Source organism: Hathewaya limosa (assembly GCF_030815255.1).
In the GTDB taxonomy this organism is placed as follows: Bacteria; Bacillota; Clostridia; order Clostridiales; family Clostridiaceae; genus Hathewaya; species Hathewaya limosa.
The window spans coordinates 28,654-49,234 of record NZ_JAUSWN010000015.1 but is presented as its reverse complement, the minus strand read 5'-3'; the positions used below and the strand labels follow the sequence as shown (position 1 = coordinate 49,234).

Below are 20,581 nucleotides of genomic sequence, written 5' to 3'. Positions count from 1 at the left end.
TTCAATTGTCAACCTATTCATAATTTTATTAACATTATATTAATATCTCTTTATTTTAATGTTAAATAAAATTTTTAATAATTATCTTAATTTATAAAACACTACTTTATATAAGTTTAATTTTACATATGTATAAGTTTTCTAATGATATTTTTAGCTGGTTTGGGATTACTTGAAGCTATACGCAGTGTAATTTTTTTCTACAACTATATTCCAAAACTTTTGAACCAACTTAAGATAACATCCTTTTGGTAAAACACAAGATAATTTAGATTCCATTAATACTTTAATTAATGAAAATTTAAATTGTAAAAAAACTAAAATATTAGTTTTAGATGATAGCACTTCTAAACTAGATGCTAAATTAGAAGAATCAATAAAAAATCTATTAATGGATAAAGAGGTTTTTATTAGTCTCTGTATACTACTCGATTTAGTCTTTCTTAAAGTTTTAAATTTCTAAATTTAATTACAAATTTGAAAAAGGTGTATTTTACATTAAAACTATGTATAATATTTATATTGTATACAAATTTATATTTATACTATATATGGATTTTTATTAATATTGTGTACAAATCACATCGTGCATAGTTTTATATTTTTAAATCATAAATTGGCATATTTTATATAGAAATTTAACTTAGGAGATAAAATAAATGAACAACTTTGAAATTTGCTCAAATATACTAAGTGCAAAAATAATCTCTAATGTAAGTCCTGCCCTAAAAAAGGAACTTAACATTAAACACGATCATAAAAGTATTGGCATGATTACTGCCGAAATAGATTTACCTGCTTATACAGCATTAGACCAAGTTACTAAAATGGTAGATGTAGAGTTAGTGTATGCAAAATCCACCTATGGTGGACATACTAATGCCACAACAAAACTTGCAGGCGAATTTATAGGCATCTTATCTGGTGGTACTACAGAAGATGTAAAAACTGCTTTAACCTTAGCCTCTAATTACATGAAGGATTCTTTATGTGGAGAAATTCAATTTGCAGATGAAGAAAATTCTATTCCTTATTATGCTCACTGTATTCCTAGACCCGGTACTTATTTCAAAACTGCAACTAACATATCTGAAAACGAATCTATAGCATTTTTAATAGCTCCCCCACTTGAATCTATGTATGCTTTGGATTCAGTGCTAAAAAGTGCTGATGTAAAAATAAGAGTTTTATGGAAACCACCTACAGCAACTAACTTTGGTGGTGCCTTAATTAGCGGAAATGAGAGTAGTTGCACTACAGCCTGTAAATCCTTTAGTGAGGCTATTATAACCATAGCAAAAATTCCTATTGATATTTAGATTTTAATTAAATAAAAAAACGGATGTCTTTTAAAAATTAAAAGATATCCGTTTTTACTTATTAATAAATTCCTTGAGAATACATTGCCTCTGCTACTTTTAAGAAACCAGCTATATTAGCTCCCGCTACTAAATTATATCCAAATCCATATTCTTTAGCAGCATTCATAGCATTTTTGTGAATATTAATCATTATTTCATGTAATTTTTCATCTACCTCTTCACTACTCCAACTTAATCTCATACTATTTTGAGCCATTTCAAGTGCAGATACTGCAACACCACCAGCATTAGCTGCTTTGGCTGGACCAACTATTACCCCATTTTGCAAGAAATATTTTATTGCTTCGTTTGTACAAGGCATATTAGCCCCTTCACAGATAAATTTAACACCATTTGCAACTATTTGTTTAGCTTGTTCTAAATCAATGTCATTTTGAGTGGCACATGGCATAGCTATATCAACTTTAACACCCCAAGGCTTTTGTCCTACATGATATTCACATCGGAACTTGTCTGCATAATCTTTTACTTTGCCCTTAGTAGAACTCCTTATTTCAAGTAAATAATTTATTTTTTCTTCAGTTATAACTCCATCTTTATCATATATGTATCCATCTGATCCTGATAAAGTGACTACTTTTCCTCCAAGTTCAGCTACCTTTTTACATACTCCCCAAGCTACATTTCCATATCCTGATACTGCTACTGTTTTACCTTTTATACCTTCTCCTTTAAGGTGTAACATTTCTTCGCAAAAATAAGTTACTCCAAATCCAGTAGCTTCCGGTCTTATTAAGCTTCCTCCATAAGATAAACCTTTTCCTGTTAAAACTCCATTTTGGAAAGCCCCTCTTAATCTTCTATAATATCCATATAAATATCCTATTTCTTTCGCACCTACTCCTATATCTCCTGCAGGAACATCTACATCTGGCCCTATATGTTTATATAATTCCGCCATAAAACTTTCACAAAATCTTCTTATTTCTCCATCCGACTTACCTCTTGGATCAAAATCTGATCCTCCTTTTCCACCACCAATTGGAAGACCTGTTAAGGAATTTTTTAAAATTTGTTCAAATCCTAGAAATTTAATTATTCCTAAATAAACTGATGGATGAAATCTTAATCCTCCCTTATATGGACCAATACATCCATTAAATTGCACTCTAAATCCTCTGTTTACTTGAACATTACCGTCATCATCTACCCATGGCACTTTGAACATAATTTGTCTTTCTGGTTCACAAAATCTCTCTAAAAGGTTTTCTTCAATGTATTCTGGATGTTTATCTAAAACGGGCGCTAAGGCTGGTAAAACTTCTTCTACTGCTTGAATGAATTCAGTTTCTCCATGATTTCTTTTTTTTACTTTTTCTAAAACACTATTAATATACTCTATAGAATTTAATGTATTTTTTTTCATATTAAGAGCCTCCTATAAGATCCATTAAGTTAAAAAGATCTAAACGCATTAAAATTTTATTAATTAATAAAATTAGAATAGTATAAAATATACTATTCTAATTTATTTTCTTTATGAGAATATACTCCATACTCTTGCCAAATATCTTCTAACTTAGAAAAAGTATTAGAAATGGTTTCTTTTTCTCTTAAGCCCACTGCTATAATTAAGGCATTTATTACACTAAGTGGTGCAACAAGAGAATCAACAAAAGAAGCCATATTACTTTGAGCTATTAAAGTTAAATCTGCTTTAGCTGCTAATGGCGATAATAAACTATCTGTAATTGCTACAACTTTAGCATTTCTACTTTGAGCAAAACTTAGAGCTTCTATAGTTCTAGTAGCATATCTTGGAAAGCCTATTCCTATGACTAAATCATCTTCTGAAATATTTAAAATTTGCTCAAAAATATCACTTACACCATAGTTAACAACTTTTACGTTATCTAATATTATATTTAAATAAAAACCTAAAAATTCTGCAAGTGCACTTGAACTTCTTAAACCTATAATATATATTTTTTTAGCTTGAAATAAAGATTCTACAACTGTATCAAAGGTTCTATGATTGATTTTTTCTAATGTAGCTCTAATATTTTCCATATCAGATTTTAAAACACCCTTTAATGCATTTTCTTGAGTTATATAATCATTAGATAACTCAATTCTCTGTACAGTAGTTAGTTTGTTTTTAATCATTTCCTGTAACGCTTTTTGCAGTTTAGGATATCCACTAAATCCTAATTCATTGGCAAATCTAACTACAGTGGACTCACTTACCCCAACACTAATCCCAAGTTTAGCTGCAGTCATAAATGCTGCTTTATCATAGTGCTTTAATATGTACTCCGCAATTAACTTTTGCCCCTTACTTAGTCTTGGGAATTTAATTTGAATAATCCTCATTAAATCCTTATTTTCTTCCATGTATACTACCCCTTCATAAATTTTCGCAATAAATATTTCATTTTTAAAATTTACGAAATATTAATTTCATTTTAACATTAATTGCATTTGTTATCAATATAAAATTCATATTACTTTTTTTCTATTACCAATAGCTTCGGTGCAAAATCACTTCTATTTATAAAATCATGCATTACAACTGCGTATAAAGATTTATCCAATGACTCTAAATACGGAACTAATACTTGTTGTTCCTTTTTACCTTGTTCATGTCCAATGTATAAACAAAGCGTTATAATTCCTCCTGATTTTAGTAGAGTAATAGCTTCTTTTAAACTATTAAAACTACTCTCTGGCAAAGTAGTAATATCTTTATTTCCTCCTGGCAAAAATCCTAAATTATACATAAAGCAATCTATTTCTTTTTCTTTTATGTTTTCTTTTAAATTTTCATGAGATGTATTTATTAAGCATACGTTTTTAACATTTTTATTTTTATAATTTTCAATAGCTTCTTTTTGAATATCAAAGGCATATACTCTATCAAAATTTTCTGATAGGAAATCTGTATCATGTCCATTTCCTAAAGTACAATCTACTGCCACATTAAATTCACCTACATATTTTTTTATAATATCTTGAGCAAGCAAACTTATATCTTTTGCATATTTAAACATAATTTATCCCCTTTGCTATAAACTTTTTAAATAATCAATTTCATTTTTTTCTAGATACCTCCAAGTACCTTCTTTCAAATTTCCTAATTTAATTTTACCTATTGAAATACGTTTTAACTCTACCACAGGGTGATTTATTTTATCACACATTTTTCTTATTTGTCTGTTTTTGCCTTCATGTATTTTTATTTCTACTATAGCATGTGTATGTTCCGATTTTATGATTTTAAATTCACTTTTAGCGGTTATATATCCACCTATATCTACTCCATTTTTAAAATGCTCTATTTCTCTTTTACTAGGAACTCCTTTTATTTTTGCTACATATGTTTTATTTTTTTCTGTTCTAGGATGAATTATTTTATTAAAAACCTCTCCATCATTGGTAAGAAGTAATAATCCTGAAGTCATAAAATCTAATCTTCCTATGGGATAAATTCTTTCCTCTACATTTATTAAATCTAAAACTGTTTTTCTATCTTTTTCATCTTTTACTGTAGTAACATACTTAATAGGTTTATTTAAAGCTATATATACTTTTTTTTCTTCTCTAAAAATTCTTTTCCCTTGAAATTCTACTACATCCTTTTCTCCATTTACTTTTTCACCTAAAGTATTTACTACTTTACCATTTACTTTTACTTTTCCTTCTATAATAAATTCTTCACATTTTCTTCGTGATGCAACTCCACAAGAAGCCATATACTTTTGTAATCTTTCTTCCATACTATAATCACCTATTCATTAAACTTTTTAAACCTAAAATATATAATACACTATATATTACACTAAAATCAAAAAAACATGAAGAATTTTCTTCATGTTTTTTAGTAGCTTTTTCTATTTAGCTTGCACTATAAATTTAATAGCAGTTCTTTCTTCGCCATTAATCTCGATGTCAGTAAACGCAGGTACACAAACTAGATCCATTCCACTTGGTGCTACAAAACCTCTTGCAATAGCTATAGCTTTAACTGCTTGATTAATTGCTCCTGCCCCTATAGCTTGTATTTCTGCAATTTTATTTTCCCTTACAACTCCTGCTAAAGCACCTGCTACAGAATTAGGATTTGATTTTGCTGAAACTTTTAATACTTCCATAGTATACCTCCTGATAATATTGTATATAAAATATACATTAGTATATACTTTTATATACTTCTACAAATAACAAAAAAATCCTTTAAATATAAGTCTTTTTAACTCGTATTTAAAAGGATTTTTTAAAACTTCAAAATTTATTCACAATTTTAAATTATTTTGCATATTCTATTGCTCTTGTTTCTCTAATAACATTCACCTTGATTTGTCCAGGATATTCTAATTCATTTTCAATCCTCTTGATAATGTTTCTAGCCATTTCTATGGCAGAAGCATCATCGATTTCCTCTGGTCTTACCATTATTCTTATTTCTCTTCCAGCCTGAATTGCAAAACATTTATCAACTCCATCATATGATGTAGCTATTTCTTCTAATTTTTCAAGACGTTTAATATAAGCTTCCAAAGTCTCTCTTCTTGCACCAGGTCTAGCTGCAGAAATAGCATCTGCTGCTTGAACTAATATAGCTTCTACTGATTGAGTTTCTATATCACCATGATGAGCTCCTATAGCATTAACTACTACTGGTGATTCATGATACTTCTTAGCAATTTCAGAACCTATTAGTGCGTGTGGACCTTCAATTTCATGATCTACAGCTTTTCCTATATCATGCAAAAGACCTACTCTTTTTGCAATAGCAGGATCTAATCCTAGCTCTGATGCCATAATACCACATAAGTAAGATACTTCTATAGAATGTTTTAAAACATTTTGACCATAACTTGTTCTATATTTTAATCTTCCTAATAATCTTATAAGTTCTGAATGAAGACCATGAACACCTGTTTCAAATGTTGATTGTTCTCCTTCTTCTCTTATAATATTCTCAACTTCTTTTTTAGCTTTTTCAACCATTTCTTCTATTCTAGCTGGATGAATACGTCCATCTATAATTAGTTTTTCTAATGCAATTTTAGCAACTTCTCTTCTTATAGGATCAAATCCAGAAATTATTACTGCTTCTGGGGTATCATCTATTATTAGATCTATACCTGTTAAGGTTTCCAGAGTCCTAATATTTCTTCCTTCTCTTCCTATAATTCTTCCCTTCATTTCGTCATTTGGAAGTGGTACTACATTTACAGTTGATTCTGCAACATGATCTGCAGCACATCTTTGAATAGCACAGGTGATAATTTCTCTCGCTTTTTTATCAGCCTCTTCTTTCGCTTTTGTTTCTACTTCTTTAATCATCATTGCTGAATCATGAGTTATTTCTTTCTTAACTTCATCTAAAAGGATATTTTTAGCTTCTTCAGAAGTTAAGTTAGATATTTTTTCTAACTCATTTCTTTGTTCATCGTAAGTTTTTCTTATCTCTGACTCCAACACTTCTACTTCTTGTTGTTTACTATTAAGAACTTCTTCTTTCTTTTCTAAGGCTTCACTTTTCTTGTCTAATATTTCTTCTCTTTGAATATTTCTTCTTTCTAGCCTTTGGATTTCATTTCTTCTTTCTCTTGATTCTTTTTCAAGATCTGAACGAAGTTTATGCACTTCCTCTTTTGCTTCTAATAGTGCTTCTTTTTTGATTGACTCTGCATTTTTTTGTGCTTCTTCAATTACTCTTTTAGCTTCTTCCTCAGCTTTTGCAATATTAGCTTGAGATATATTTTTTCTAGTATATATCAAAACAAATATACCTAAAAGCACAACGGCAATTACTGCAAACACAACTGTAACAATTAAAATTGTTGAGCCCTCCATAAACAACACCTCCTTTTTGTCCATATAATAGCAATTAACTTTAAAAGCTAGAAAAGGTGTTATATTTAAAAAATTGGCAGCAAATTGAATATACTAAACCAGCATTTGTATTTATTGTATATTACTTTTTAAATTGTGTCAAGCAATTAGAAATATCCCCTTTTTTCTTTTCTTATATCAAATTTAAGCTATTTTTCTTTAATTTTTGTTATAAACTACATTCTTTATTATTAACTATTTTAAATTTTCTAAACGCAATTATAACTGTTTTCTATAATAATATCTTAAACATTATCTTATTATTAATTTAGTCTTAAATAAGATATAAAATCTGTTGCTTGATTAATACTATATAATTAATATTTCAATATTTTTTACAATAAGTGATTTAATTTTTAAAAATTTATTAATTCTATGAAATTAGAAAATAAAAATACAAATAAAAATTATATTATAACTTTTATTTGTATTTTTTAACTATATTTTTTTATTTATATCTATTTTATATAATGTGTAGTATTTCCTTTGATCCATTCATTAATATTTTTTTCACACTGTATATTTCCATCTATTATTACCTTAACATATTCTGGTTTCCACTCATCTTCTATAGATGCAAGTTTTGATTTCTTTATCCACATTTTTGATATTTCATTATATTTAATTTTATTATCTTTAAATTTTAATATATAAGTATCTTCTTGATTTTTTTCAAAATCATTTCCTGGATTATCTAACTTCCATTCATGTTGTTTACCATCTTTTGTTTCAATACCAAAAGAAATATAATTATCAGTACCCGCATTTTGTTCATTAGCAGTTTTTATAACTACCATTAACTCATTAGTTTCATGATTTTTATATGGCAATAGGTTTTTTGATATATCATAAAGAAATCTATATATATATCCTGCTGTACCTTTTTGAGCATTTCCTACAGCATGTATAGCTGAATATTCCCAGTCATTCCAATTGTGATTCATTGTTGAGTGTGTATAATATAAACTTTTGGCTTGTTTTGCCCAATAAGTTGAATACTGTTTTGACCAATCATCAAAATCATCATTAATTAATATATCAGAATAAAATGTTTCATTAGTTTTATATCCTGTTGAATACAATTTATAATTATCTTTTCTTTGCTCTACATAAGTTTCATATTTTACATGTCCTGGACTATCTGCAGCCGTTACATTCGCTGCATGATATGGTGTATTTAAATCTCCAAAATAATGCATAGCTTGTCCTAAATACCATGTTGCTTTTTCATAATCACCCTTAGCCCACTCATTTTTAGCTATTGCTGTAAATTTTCTAACTTGTGATTCCGCTGTTTCTGGAACTGCATATGCAAGATACCATTTATTATCTTTAGAAAAATTATGATTAGTATCAGGATCCCAAAAATGATCTTGATATAACTTATAAGCATTTGGATCATAATCTGGATAAGTAGAGCCTAATTGAAATTTGTGTAAATTATTTTTAAGAACTTTAAAATTTTGTTTTATAACCTCTGGTTCCTTATCACTGAAATCCTTTTCTAACATTTCAACAGCTTGTGTAACTATTACAGAATGAGTCCCTGTTCCATCTTTTTTTCCATCCCATGCATATACCTTGCTTGTGGAACTTATGCATATTAATCCTGTTATTAAAACATACCCTAAATTTTTTAAAATATTTTTATTCATAGTATTACCCTCCTTATTACCTTTATATGTAGTATATTCCTTTTTCAAAAAAAATACAACTATTTTTTAATATTTTTATTAATTAAATTATAATTTATATTTAAGTTATGATGCTTAACAAAAAATTAACTTATTCTTCACCTAAGGTTAAACTTTTTAAAACTTTATTTTTTTATAAAAAAAATGCTATACATCTATTATTAGATGTATAGCATTTTATAAAATTTACTTGTCTACTTCTTTTTTCTTTGCAACCACTTTATTTACTTCCTTTAATTCTTCCATTAGTGGCAATTCAAATTTAGCTCTAATTTTATTTTCTATTTCTAAAGCTACCTTAGGATTATCAAATAAATATTGTTTAGAATTTTCTCTTCCTTGGCCTAATCTAATATCTCCATAAGAGAACCATGCTCCACTTTTTTGTACAATTCCATTATCTACACCTGAATCTAATATATTACCTTCTCTAGATATACCTTTTCCATACATTATATCAAATTCTGCTTGTTTAAATGGAGGTGCTACCTTGTTCTTAACTATTTTAACTCTTGTTCTATTACCTAAGAACTCATCACCTTGTTTTATTGTATCTATTTTTCTAACATCCATTCTAACAGATGAATAAAATTTTAATGCCCTTCCTCCAGGTGTAGTTTCTGGATTACCAAACATTATACCAACCTTTTCTCTTAATTGGTTTATAAATATAGTAACACAATTAGACTTATTAATAGCTCCTGCAAGTTTTCTTAATGCTTGTGACATAAGTCTTGCTTGAAGACCTACATGAGCATCTCCCATTTCACCTTCAATTTCAGCCTTTGGAACTAAAGCTGCAACCGAATCAACAACTATAACATCAATGGCTCCTGAACGCACTAAGGCTTCAGCTATTTCTAAACCTTGTTCCCCTGTATCTGGTTGAGATACAATTAAATTTTCTGTATCTACACCTAAAGATCTAGCATATATAGGATCAAGTGCATGTTCTGCATCTATAAATGCAGCCACTCCACCTTTTTTTTGTGTTTCAGCTACTATGTGTAATGCTACAGTAGTTTTACCTGATGACTCTGGTCCATATATTTCTATTATTCTACCTCTTGGTACTCCACCTACTCCTAAAGCAATATCTAAACTTAGACTTCCTGTTGAAACAACATCTATATTTAATTCTGTCTTTTCTCCTAATTTCATTACTGAACCTTTACCAAATTGTTTCTCAATTTGAGACATAGCTGCTTCTAACGCTTTTATTTTTTCGTTTTCCATATTTCTCCCTTTAGGGTTCACCATCCTCTCATTTCTCGAACATTTGTTCAATAATTATATTATATATTATTTATCAACTATAGTCAATAAATATAATTAAAAGTCCCTACATATTTAAAGTAGGAACTTTTTTAGTCTTTTTACTTATTATTACCAAACAATCTATTTTTAAACAATTATTTGTTAGTTTTTATAATGTGAAGATTTTTTCTAAAATAATCTACTCCTGATACAATAGTTATTACTACTGCTGCAAACATAAATATTCGTGTTAAACTTTCTAAATATGTAACTCCATAGGTTAAATTTAATAACGCTAAAATTATAGCTATTATTTGAATTACTGTTTTTAATTTTCCCCACCAACTAGCTGCTATAACAATACCTTCAGATGCTGCAATAGTTCTAAGTCCAGATACTGCAAATTCTCTTGCTATAATTATTACTGCCACATATGAATGAATTACTTGTAATTCCACTAAAGATATTAAAGCTGTAGTAACTAAAAGTTTGTCGGCTAATGGATCCATAAACTTTCCAAAGTTAGTAATTTGATTTCTACTTCTTGCAATATACCCATCTAACTTATCTGTTAAAGAAGCTATTATAAATATGCACGTAGCAATTATAGTACCATAGGGTATTCCCTTTATAGCAATAAAAATCAAAAATACTGGAACCAAAAAAATTCTAAGAACAGTAAGTTTATTTGCTAGATTCATCGCATACAACTCCTATTAAATCATATTCTAAGCTTTCTGTAATTTTAACTTTCACAAATTCTCCAAGATTTAATTCTTTTTCTGATGTAAAAAGTACTTCTCCATCAATTTCAGGAGCCATTTCATAAGTTCTTCCATGATATAAAAGTCCATCAAAGCTTTCTACTATTACATTATATACTTTTTCCATCTTATTTTCATTAATTTTTTTAGAAATATCTTGTTGTAGTAACATTATTTCAGATTCTCTGATTTCTTTAATTTCTTCACTAATTTGATTTTCCATTTCATATGCTGCAGTTTCTTCTTCTCTAGAATATTTAAATACTCCTAGTTTCTCAAACTTTATTTCTTTACAAAACTCTTTAAGTTCATTAAAATCCTCTTCACTCTCTCCTGGGAATCCAACAATTAATGATGTTCTTAAAACTACACCTTTAATTTTTTCTCTTACTTTATTTATATTTTCTAATATGATTCTTTTTCTACCTTTTCTTCTCATATTCTTCAAAACATTATCTGATATATGCTGAATCGGTATATCTAAATATTTACAAACTTTTTTATTATTTGCCATCTCGTCTATAATCTCATCTGTCATTTCTTCAGCATAACAATATAATACTCTAATCCATTCTATACCATTAATTTCAGATAATACTCTCAAAAGCTCAGGAAGTTTCTTCTCCTTGTATATATCAACTCCATATCTTGTAGTATCTTGTGCTACTAAAATAAGTTCTTTAACACCTTGAGATACTAATGTTTCCGCTTCTTTTAGAATATTTTCCATAGTTCTACTTCTGTATCTTCCTCTAATTTTAGGAATAGCACAGTAAGCACAGGCATTATCACACCCTTCAGAAATCCTTATATAAGCTGTTCCTTTATCTGTTGTTACTATTCTTTCTCCTTCATTAATATTAGAATCACTATAGTTACAATAACTTACCTTTTCCTTATTTAAAGCCTTCTCTATTAGTTCTTGTAATTTATTATAGTCATTCACTCCTAAGATACCATCTAACTCCGGCATTAAATTTAAAATTTCATCTCCATATCTTTGAGTTAAACATCCTGTTGCAAGTAATACTTTACAATTTTTTTCTTTATATTTTGCCATTTCTAATATAGTATTTATAGATTCTTGCTTTGAAGCTTCAATAAATCCACAAGTATTTACTATAATAATATCCGCATTCTCTGCATTTGATTCTAAAACATAATTTTTACTTAAATTAGCTAGTGCAATCTCTCCATCTATCCTATTTTTATCGCATCCTAAATTTACAAATCCCAATTTTAACTTTTTCACTTCTGTTCCTCCTAAAATTATGTTCATTAAATATGTTCTAAATCTGCTAAAGTAATCAATACATCTCTAGGTTTACTTCCATTTCTACCCGAAATAATATTTCTCTCTTCCATACTATCAATTATTCTCGCTGCCCTATTATAACCTATTTTGAATTTTCTTTGCAACATTGAAGTTGAAGCATATCCACTTTCTACAACAAAATTAATAGCTTCTTTTAATATAGGGTCAACTTCTTCATCATTATTTACCGCTGTTCCGCCTTCTGCATTTGCATGAATTTGTTCTATTATATCTTCATCATATTTTACTTCTTCACTTTGAGATTTTATAAATTCCACTATGTTTTCTACTTCTTTTTCTGATATAAATGCACCTTGAATACGTACTGGTTTAGGTGCACCAACAGGATAAAATAACATATCACCTTTTCCTAAAAGTTTCTCTGCTCCTGAAGAATCCAAGATAGTTCTTGAATCTATTTGGCTAGATACTGCAAAGGATATTCTAGATGGAATATTAGCTTTTATCATTCCAGTAATTACATCTACAGATGGTCTTTGAGTAGCTATTACTAAATGCATTCCTGCTGCTCTTGCCATTTGTGCAAGTCTCGCAATATAATCTTCTACATCTTTAGGACATACCATCATTAAATCTGCCAACTCATCTATAATTATAACCTGATATGAAAGCTTTTCATCTTCCTGTCCTTCTTTAAGTTTATTATAACCTTCTATATTTCTAACACCATTTTCAGCAAATAAATTATACCTTCTAGTCATTTCAGTTACCGCCCAATTTAAAGCGCCAGCAGCTTTTTTTGGATCTGTTACAACCGGAATTAATAAATGTGGTATACCATTATATATGCTAAGTTCTACAACTTTAGGATCAATTAATAATAAATTAACTTCTTTAGGTGAATATTTATAAAGTAAACTAACTATTAAAGTGTTAATACATACACTTTTTCCTGATCCTGTAGCTCCTGCTACTAATAAGTGAGGCATTTTAGATAAATCTGCTACTACCGAGTTACCTCCTATATCTTTACCTAATGCAAAAGATATGTTTTTAGTAGATTTTATGTATTCTTCTGATTCTATTATTTCTCTTAGGAATACAGGGGTTAAATTTTCATTTGGCACCTCTATACCTATAGCAGCCTTTCCTGGTATAGGAGCTTCCATACGAATACCTGGTGCTGCCAAATTTAGTGCTATATCATCGGATAAATTAACAATTTTACTAACTTTAACTCCTGTCTCTGGTTGAATTTCAAATCTAGTTACAGATGGTCCTTTAGTTACCTGAGTTACACTTGCACTAACGCCAAAACTACTTAATGTATTTTGAAGTTTTGTAGCATTATTTAAAAGTTCTTTTTTATCTCCCCTTTTATTTTTTAAAGCATCATTTTCTTTTAAAAGATCTATAGGTGGAATTCTATATTGTATATTAAATTCATTTTCTTTAGCCATAGATATATTTTTTTCAATTTCATTTTCAAAACTTTGTTCACCTGTGTCTTTTGAAACAATTTTTTTATTAGTACTATTTACTATGTCATCATTACTATCTAATATATCTACACTAATGCTTTGTTTTACTAAAGGTTCATTTGCAGTTTTTTCTCCATCAGTTGACTTTAAAAAATTCATTAATTTTAGTCTATTAACATCCTTTTCTAATTCATTGTCTGATTCTATTGGTTGCTCTGTATCATCTACAATTTTTATTTTTTCTGGTTTTTGCAATTTATTTTTTATATTTTTCTTTTTAGATTTAACATTTCCTTTAAAATTAATAAATACATCTCCTATAGATAAATCAAATAATATTATAGCATTAATTATATAAACACATATACAAATTACATAAACTCCAACATTACCTATTAAAAACTTCACCGGTGCTATTAAAATATAACTTAAAAATCCACCGTGAATTATAGTGTTTGAATTGTAAAAATTAGAAAATGTATCTAAAATATTTTCAGATGCAAACTTATTTAATTTCACCATTTGAATTAAAACTAAAGTATTAATTATAGTTGTTACAATAGAATAAAACCTAGTATTAAATTCAATTTTTCCCTTTTTAACGATAAAACACTTTCCTATAAAAAATAAGACAAAAGGTAAAATATAAGCTCCTACCCCTAAAAAAGTAAATAATACATTTCTTATAAACTTTCCTATAATACCTGGGGAGGAATCTTGAAAAAATATGGATATTAAACTAAATAACATTAAAACTCCTACTGCTATTAATATTATCCCTTTAATATCCTTATTTTCTTTGGTTATTTTTGCCTTTTTAGATTTTGCCAACTTCTTCACCTCCAAACTTATTATTTCTACAAAAGTAACTTAAATCCTTTTTAAATATTTATTTATAATTTAATTAACTTAAAGATTTTATTTTAAAAATATGCCATAATATGTATTTAAATTATATCATAAAATAAGGATATATACTTATAAAATAAAAGCATATATCCTTTCTTAAATTTATTTATTTTCATCTATAAGTTCATTTAATTTTTTTAACGCCTCTTTTACTCCACCAACTTCATCTATTAATCCACACTCTACAGCCTGTTTGCCTATTAAAATGGTTCCCATATCATTTAATAGATCTTTGGTTTCAAGCATAAGCTTATTTAAAATATGCTTTTCTATATGAGAGGTTCTCACAATAAAGTCCGAAATTCTTTCTTGCATCTTATCAAAATAATGAAATGTTTGAGGAACTCCTATTACAAGTCCATTCATTCTTATTGGGTGAATAATCATAGTAGCAGAAGGTGATATAAATGAATATGTTGATGCCGTAGCTAAAGGTACTCCTATGGAATGTCCTCCTCCAATCACTAAAGATACAGTTGGTTTACTTAAACTTCTTATCATTTCTGCAATTGCGAGCCCGGCTTCTACATCCCCTCCTACAGTGTTCAAAACTGTGAGAATTCCCTTAACATTATCATCTCTTTCCATTGCGATTAACATAGGAATTATGTGCTCATATTTAGTGGTTTTTGTTTGAGGATTTTGAGCCATGTGCCCTTCAATTTGGCCAATTATAGGAACAACTTGAATTCTATCATCAATTTTCTTTTCTATTTGGGGCACACCCATTTCCTTTATATTTTCTGTTTGGTCTTCCTCACTATTTACTTCATTATTTTCTTCATTTACATCATTTTTAATAAAATCCTCTTGTGAATTATATAAATTTCTCATAAATATTCCTCCTAACTTTCAGTTTAGTTTCTGTTATAGGAGGAATTTTATACATTAATTAAAATTTAAAGTTGAAAAGCTTCATGTAAGGATTTAATTGCCCTTTTAACCTCTTCTTCTTTTACAAGACACCATATAGTCATATGGGAATCTGCTGTTTGTAAAACTTCTACTCCTTCCTTAGTTAAAGCTGTTAATATTTTAGCCATAACTCCTGGCTTTCCTTTCATACCAGATCCTATAATAGAAATTTTACTACATCTTTCTATAACACTAAAATCTAGTTCAAATTCTTTTAAGATATTTTCTACTTTTTCTAAATCATCACTGTCTATAGTAAAGATTTTTTCTTTAGGAAATACATTAATTAAATCTAAACTAACAGAGTTATCTCCTAATGTATCAAATAATCTAAAATAATTATCATTATTATAAGATACCTTTACTTGAACCCTATTATTTATATTAGTTATACCGGTTACAATCTTATTTAAGTCTGATTGATAGAACTTACTTATTAAAGTTCCCTCATTATCATTCATTGCATTCTTTATTAAAAGAGGTATATTATTTTTTTGTGCTATTTCCACAGCCCTAGGATGTATAACTTTAGCTCCTTGTTCTGCAAACTGAAAAATTTCTTCATAATTTATTTCTTTAATTAAGGAAGCTTCTGGTACTATTCTAGGGTCTGTAGTCATAATACCATCTACATCTGTATATATTACTACTTTTTCTACATTAAAAGCAGCACCTAATAATGCAGCAGTAACATCACTTCCACCTCTTCCTATTGTAGTTATAAAACCATCTTCTGTGATTCCTTGAAAACCAGCTACTACTGGAATTTTTCCTGATTTTAAAACTTTTTTTAACTTTTCAGTATCCACTCTCAAGAATGCTGCATTATTAAAATTATTATCTGTTATAATTCCCGCTTGTCCACCTGATAATGGAATTGCATCTATGTTTTCTTTATATAATTCATTACACATTACTGCGGTACTTATAATTTCTCCACAACTCATAATAGTATCTAAAGCTTGTAAATTAGTCTTTGTGAATTTCTTATCTAAAAGAGAGATTAACGTATCTGTAGCATAAGGTTCACCCATTCTTCCCATGGCTGAAACTACTACAATAGGTGTATATCCTTCATTAATTACTTTTTTTATTTTTTCCACTGTTCTTCTTCTTCTAACCTCTGTAGAAACCGAAGTTCCTCCAAACTTTTGTACAATTAGCTTCATAAGATCACCTACTAAAAATTTATTTCATTTTAATTATTTTTGATTTTTATCCATATCAATAATTATAGTTCTAGAGCCTATTTTTTTTACACATTCCCAAGGCACCTCAAAAAAATTTCCTTTTGAAAAAAAACTAAAACTATTTTTCATATCATTTAATAATAATAACTTTAAATTTCCCTCTTCGTCAATAGCAACATCATTATTTCCTAAATAACTGTATTTATCTCCATCATTTATATTAATAATTTCATATCTTTCCATTTCACTAAAATATTTTTTACTATTATCCATACTTTCTCCTCCTAAGATTTTATTATTACATTTTATGTTCTTAAGAGGAGTTGTATAACCTTATTATATGCTTTTAATATTTATTGGTAAACTATTTTTAACCAATTCGTAATCTTTAGATACAAATCCAGCATTTATAATTCCTTTTCTAAAAGTTTCATCTAAAACTCTATCTATATCTCTAAGATTTATGTTATCTATTTTTTTTAGAATTTCATCTGGTTTATTTATTTTATTTAAGTTAATAACGGTCTTACCATTATTAAACATTCTACTACTAGTACTTTCTAATCCTAAAATATAATTTCCTTTTAATTGTTCCTTAGCTTTTCTTAATTTTTCTTCTCCTAAACTTTCTTTTGAAAATTTAAAAATTTCTTTTTCTATTTCATTATATGCTTCTTTTATAAATTCTGAGTTTAGTGCAGCGTATATAGTTATAATTCCTGTATTAACTAAGGCACTAGAATAAGAATATATTGTATAACAAAGTCCTAATTCTTCTCTAATTTTTTGAAATAAATTCGAAGATGCTCCTCCTCCAAAAAGATTAGTAAGTAATATCAAACTATATGAATCTTTATGTCCTATGGGAAGTCCTTGAAGTCCTAAGCTAAAATATGTTTGTTCTATATCTTTTTGTCTAAATAAAAATTTATTTTCCATCTTAGGAGTACTATAAAAACTTTTTTTATTCTTACTCCTTTGCCATGTTCCAAAATAATTTTCAATTTGACTATATATATTATTTTTATTAAAATTACCACAAATAGATATAACGGTATTTTGTGGTACATAATACTTAGACATATACTCTAATATAGAATCTCTATTTAATTTATTTACACTTTCTTCTGTTCCTAAAATAGGCATTGAAATAGTATCATTTCCATAGGCAGATAAAATATGAATATCAGACAGAACATCCTCTGGATTATCATCATTCATCTTTATCTCTTCTATAACTACCTTTTTTTCTTTTTCTATATCCTCTTCCAAAAATTTTCCATTAAAAAGCATATCCGAAAGCACATCTAATCCTAGATCTAAATGCGAATCTAAAAGTTTTACATAAAAACAAGTTGCTTCTTTACTTGTAAAAGCATTGATTTGCCCGCCTACATCTTCAATATCCTCTACTATCTGTTTGGCTGTCCTCTTGTATGTATCTTTAAAAAGCATATGTTCAATAAAATGAGATATTCCACTATTAAGTTTTTCTTCATTTCTAGAACCATTTTCAATCCATATTCCTACACTAACTGAATTTACATATTCAATATGTTCTAAAACTATTCTAAGTCCATTAGCTAAAGTTACTAATTCATACATATATATTTCACCTCAAATATATTTTTAAGAAATTACAATATATTATTCATTATAAAAATAAAAAGGCATTAATTATGCCCTTCTACTCAAAACTAACATATTCTATTTATATATTATTCTTCAACTTCTTTAGCTACAGCATCTTTTCTTGAAAGATTAACTCTTCCTTGATTGTCTATTTCCATAACTTTTACAAGGATTTCATCACCTACAGATACTACATCTTCAACTTTATTAACTCTTTTATGATCAAGTTTAGATATATGAACTAATCCTTCTTTATTTGGTAGTATTTCAACAAAAGCTCCAAAAGCAGCTATCTTAGTTACTTTTCCTAAGTACACTTCCCCTACTTCTACATCTTTTGTAATTCTTTCTATCATTTCATAGGCTTTATTTGCAGCTTCCATATCTGCTGACATAATAACTATTGTTCCATCATCATTTGTATCTATTGAAACGTTAGTTTCTGCAATAATTTTCTTTATAGTTTTTCCACCTGCACCTATTACGTCTCTAATCTTTTCTGGATCTACTTTCATAGTTAACATTCTTGGCGCATAAGGAGATAATTCTTCTCTTGGTGCATTAATACAGTTTTGAATTTTATCTAAAATAAATAATCTAGCTTTTCTTGCACCATATATAGCATCATTGATTACCTTATATGATAAACCTTTAATTTTTGTATCAACTTGAATTGAAGTTATTCCTTTTTCTGTTCCTGCAACTTTAAAATCCATGTCTCCAAAGAAATCTTCTAATCCTTGAATATCTGTTAAAACTTCTTCTTTGGTAAGATCTTCATTTGTTATAAGTCCCATAGCTATACCCGCTGCTGGTCTTTTTATTGGTACACCTGCATCTAATAATGCTAAAGTACTTCCACAAACTGATGCTTGTGATGTTGATCCATTTGAACTTAAAACTTCTGAAACTAATCTAATAGTATATGGGAATTCTTCTTCTGAAGGGATTAATGGTTCTAATGCTCTTTCTGCTAAAGCTCCGTGTCCTATTTCTCTTCTTCCTGGACCTCTTAATGGTCTTACTTCTCCAACACTATATGAAGGGAAATTATAATGATGCATGTATCTCTTTGAACTTTCTTCTCCTAGACCGTCTATTATTTGTACATCACCTAAAGCTCCTAAAGTAGCAACGGTCATAACTTGTGTTAAGCCTCTTGTAAATAATCCTGTACCATGAGTTCTTGGTAGAATACCTACATCACAACTTATTGGTCTAATCTGATCAAATGCTCTTCCATCCGGTCTTCTTCTTTCATTTAGAAGCATACTTCTTACTACTTCTTTTTGCATTCTATAAGTAATATCACCAACATCAATGGCTACTTCTTCATATCTTTCTCCAAGCATTTCTTGGATTTCAATCATAACCTGATCTACTGCTTTATTTCTTTCATCTTTTTCAGTAATATACATAGCTTCTTTGATTTTATCAGAAGCAAAATTTCTAATTTCTGTCTCTAAGTCATTATCAGCTTTATATAGTACTGGTTCAGGCTTTTCTTTTCCGAATAACTTCATAGCTTCTTTTTGAAAATTAACGATTTTCTGACAACCTTTAAAACCAAATTCAATAGCTTTAATCATTGTTTCTTCATCAATTTCATCTGCACCAGCTTCTATCATCATTACTCTTTCATCTGTAGCACTTACTACTAAATGTAATAAACTTTTTTCTCTTTGTTCTGTAGTTGGATTTAATATAAATTCACCGTCTATTAATCCTACTAAAACGTTACCAACTGGTGTTGTAAATGGTAAACTAGATAAACATAATGCAGTAGATGCTGCATTCATAGCTAAAATTTCCGGTGAATTATCTTGTTCTACAGATAAAACTGTACAAACTACTTGAACATCATTTCTGTATCCTTTAGGAAATAACGGTCTTAATGGTCTGTCTATAGCTCTTGCACTTAAAATTGCTTTTTCTGAAGGTCTTCCTTCTCTTTTAATAAATCCTCCAGGAATTTTTCCTACAGAATATAATCTTTCTTCATACTCTACACTTAAAGGGAAAAAATCTATTCCTTTTCTTGGCTCTTTAGATGCATTTACGTTTACCATTATAACTGTGTCACCATAGCTTACGAATATCGCACAGTCTGATAGCATACCTACTTTGCCAAATTCGACTTTAAGCTTTCTTCCGCCTAATTGCATTTCATGTACATGACTCATTGGCATACCTCCATAAATAAAATATATTATTATCTTATCTAAATATAAATTTTTAAT

Annotated in this window: 17 protein-coding genes; 1 reads left to right on the top strand and 16 read right to left on the bottom strand. The window is 28.4% G+C overall.

Annotated features, from left to right (window positions below; genetic code table 11):
- Positions 1–659: 659 nt before the first annotated feature.
- Positions 660–1,319 carry an ethanolamine utilization microcompartment protein EutL gene (gene eutL, locus QOZ93_RS09430; protein WP_307356025.1) on the top strand — a complete coding sequence of 220 codons (660 nt, stop codon included), beginning with the start codon at positions 660–662 and terminating at the stop codon, positions 1,317–1,319.
- A gap of 61 nt (positions 1,320–1,380) precedes the next feature.
- Here the strand turns inward: eutL and gdhA are convergent, their stop codons facing one another.
- The 16 genes from gdhA to QOZ93_RS09350 all read right to left on the bottom strand — a co-directional run bounded on the left by gdhA (position 1,381) and on the right by QOZ93_RS09350 (position 20,524).
- Positions 1,381–2,748 carry an NADP-specific glutamate dehydrogenase gene (gene gdhA, locus QOZ93_RS09425; protein ID WP_307356024.1) on the bottom strand — a complete coding sequence of 456 codons (1,368 nt, stop codon included), beginning with the start codon at positions 2,746–2,748 and terminating at the stop codon, positions 1,381–1,383.
- Positions 2,749–2,840: 92 nt separating this feature from the next.
- Positions 2,841–3,716 carry a MurR/RpiR family transcriptional regulator gene (locus QOZ93_RS09420; protein ID WP_111942637.1) on the bottom strand — a complete coding sequence of 292 codons (876 nt, stop codon included), beginning with the start codon at positions 3,714–3,716 and terminating at the stop codon, positions 2,841–2,843.
- Between the two features lie 110 nt (positions 3,717–3,826).
- A complete protein-coding gene (gene mnmM / locus QOZ93_RS09415) occupies positions 3,827–4,372 on the bottom strand; it encodes a tRNA 5-(aminomethyl)-2-thiouridylate-methyltransferase MnmM (protein WP_111942639.1) in 546 nt (181 codons plus the stop codon).
- 15 nt (positions 4,373–4,387) lie between these two features.
- A complete protein-coding gene (locus tag QOZ93_RS09410) occupies positions 4,388–5,098 on the bottom strand; it encodes a pseudouridine synthase (protein ID WP_307356023.1) in 711 nt (236 codons plus the stop codon).
- Positions 5,099–5,212: 114 nt separating this feature from the next.
- On the bottom strand, positions 5,213–5,473 hold the full coding sequence (locus tag QOZ93_RS09405; protein WP_111942641.1) for a stage V sporulation protein S: 261 nt from the start codon (positions 5,471–5,473) through the stop codon (positions 5,213–5,215).
- A 154-nt stretch (positions 5,474–5,627) separates the two neighbouring features.
- Positions 5,628–7,184 (bottom strand): ribonuclease Y, encoded by a 1,557-nt coding sequence (gene rny / locus QOZ93_RS09400; protein WP_307356022.1) that lies wholly within the window; start codon positions 7,182–7,184, stop codon positions 5,628–5,630.
- A 497-nt stretch (positions 7,185–7,681) separates the two neighbouring features.
- A complete protein-coding gene (locus QOZ93_RS09395) occupies positions 7,682–8,878 on the bottom strand; it encodes a phospholipase C (RefSeq protein ID WP_307356021.1) in 1,197 nt (398 codons plus the stop codon).
- Between the two features lie 225 nt (positions 8,879–9,103).
- On the bottom strand, positions 9,104–10,153 hold the full coding sequence (gene recA, locus QOZ93_RS09390; protein WP_111942645.1) for a recombinase RecA: 1,050 nt from the start codon (positions 10,151–10,153) through the stop codon (positions 9,104–9,106).
- Between the two features lie 176 nt (positions 10,154–10,329).
- A complete protein-coding gene (pgsA, locus tag QOZ93_RS09385) occupies positions 10,330–10,875 on the bottom strand; it encodes a CDP-diacylglycerol--glycerol-3-phosphate 3-phosphatidyltransferase (protein ID WP_111942647.1) in 546 nt (181 codons plus the stop codon).
- On the bottom strand, positions 10,859–12,190 hold the full coding sequence (gene rimO / locus QOZ93_RS09380; RefSeq protein WP_307356019.1) for a 30S ribosomal protein S12 methylthiotransferase RimO: 1,332 nt from the start codon (positions 12,188–12,190) through the stop codon (positions 10,859–10,861). The genes pgsA and rimO overlap by 17 nt, the downstream gene beginning before the upstream one ends.
- A 26-nt stretch (positions 12,191–12,216) precedes the next feature.
- On the bottom strand, positions 12,217–14,526 hold the full coding sequence (locus QOZ93_RS09375; RefSeq protein ID WP_307356018.1) for an FtsK/SpoIIIE family DNA translocase: 2,310 nt from the start codon (positions 14,524–14,526) through the stop codon (positions 12,217–12,219).
- A 180-nt stretch (positions 14,527–14,706) separates the two neighbouring features.
- Positions 14,707–15,438, bottom strand: coding sequence for a ClpP family protease (locus tag QOZ93_RS09370; RefSeq protein WP_422723881.1), 732 nt, complete (start codon positions 15,436–15,438; stop codon positions 14,707–14,709).
- 65 nt (positions 15,439–15,503) lie between these two features.
- A complete protein-coding gene (dapG, locus tag QOZ93_RS09365) occupies positions 15,504–16,688 on the bottom strand; it encodes an aspartate kinase (RefSeq protein WP_307356017.1) in 1,185 nt (394 codons plus the stop codon).
- Positions 16,689–16,721: 33 nt separating this feature from the next.
- Positions 16,722–16,982, bottom strand: coding sequence for a YlmC/YmxH family sporulation protein (locus QOZ93_RS09360; protein WP_111942657.1), 261 nt, complete (start codon positions 16,980–16,982; stop codon positions 16,722–16,724).
- A 63-nt stretch (positions 16,983–17,045) separates the two neighbouring features.
- A complete protein-coding gene (locus QOZ93_RS09355; protein ID WP_307356016.1) occupies positions 17,046–18,314 on the bottom strand; it encodes a M16 family metallopeptidase in 1,269 nt (422 codons plus the stop codon).
- A 113-nt stretch (positions 18,315–18,427) separates the two neighbouring features.
- Entirely contained in the window at positions 18,428–20,524 is a 2,097-nt protein-coding gene (locus QOZ93_RS09350; protein ID WP_307356015.1) for a polyribonucleotide nucleotidyltransferase, read from the bottom strand.
- Positions 20,525–20,581: the final 57 nt, after the last annotated feature.

Coding starts and splice junctions, on each gene's coding strand:
- eutL (WP_307356025.1), top strand. CDS start 660: ATGAACAACTTTGAAATTTGCTCAAATATACTAAGTGCAAAAATAATC.
- gdhA (WP_307356024.1), bottom strand. CDS start 2,748: ATGAAAAAAAATACATTAAATTCTATAGAGTATATTAATAGTGTTTTA.
- QOZ93_RS09420 (WP_111942637.1), bottom strand. CDS start 3,716: ATGGAAGAAAATAAGGATTTAATGAGGATTATTCAAATTAAATTCCCA.
- mnmM (WP_111942639.1), bottom strand. CDS start 4,372: ATGTTTAAATATGCAAAAGATATAAGTTTGCTTGCTCAAGATATTATA.
- QOZ93_RS09410 (WP_307356023.1), bottom strand. CDS start 5,098: ATGGAAGAAAGATTACAAAAGTATATGGCTTCTTGTGGAGTTGCATCA.
- QOZ93_RS09405 (WP_111942641.1), bottom strand. CDS start 5,473: ATGGAAGTATTAAAAGTTTCAGCAAAATCAAATCCTAATTCTGTAGCA.
- rny (WP_307356022.1), bottom strand. CDS start 7,184: ATGGAGGGCTCAACAATTTTAATTGTTACAGTTGTGTTTGCAGTAATT.
- QOZ93_RS09395 (WP_307356021.1), bottom strand. CDS start 8,878: ATGAATAAAAATATTTTAAAAAATTTAGGGTATGTTTTAATAACAGGA.
- recA (WP_111942645.1), bottom strand. CDS start 10,153: ATGGAAAACGAAAAAATAAAAGCGTTAGAAGCAGCTATGTCTCAAATT.
- pgsA (WP_111942647.1), bottom strand. CDS start 10,875: ATGAATCTAGCAAATAAACTTACTGTTCTTAGAATTTTTTTGGTTCCA.
- QOZ93_RS09370 (WP_422723881.1), bottom strand. CDS start 15,438: ATGAGAAATTTATATAATTCACAAGAGGATTTTATTAAAAATGATGTA.
- dapG (WP_307356017.1), bottom strand. CDS start 16,688: ATGAAGCTAATTGTACAAAAGTTTGGAGGAACTTCGGTTTCTACAGAG.
- QOZ93_RS09360 (WP_111942657.1), bottom strand. CDS start 16,982: ATGGATAATAGTAAAAAATATTTTAGTGAAATGGAAAGATATGAAATT.
- QOZ93_RS09355 (WP_307356016.1), bottom strand. CDS start 18,314: ATGTATGAATTAGTAACTTTAGCTAATGGACTTAGAATAGTTTTAGAA.
- QOZ93_RS09350 (WP_307356015.1), bottom strand. CDS start 20,524: ATGAGTCATGTACATGAAATGCAATTAGGCGGAAGAAAGCTTAAAGTC.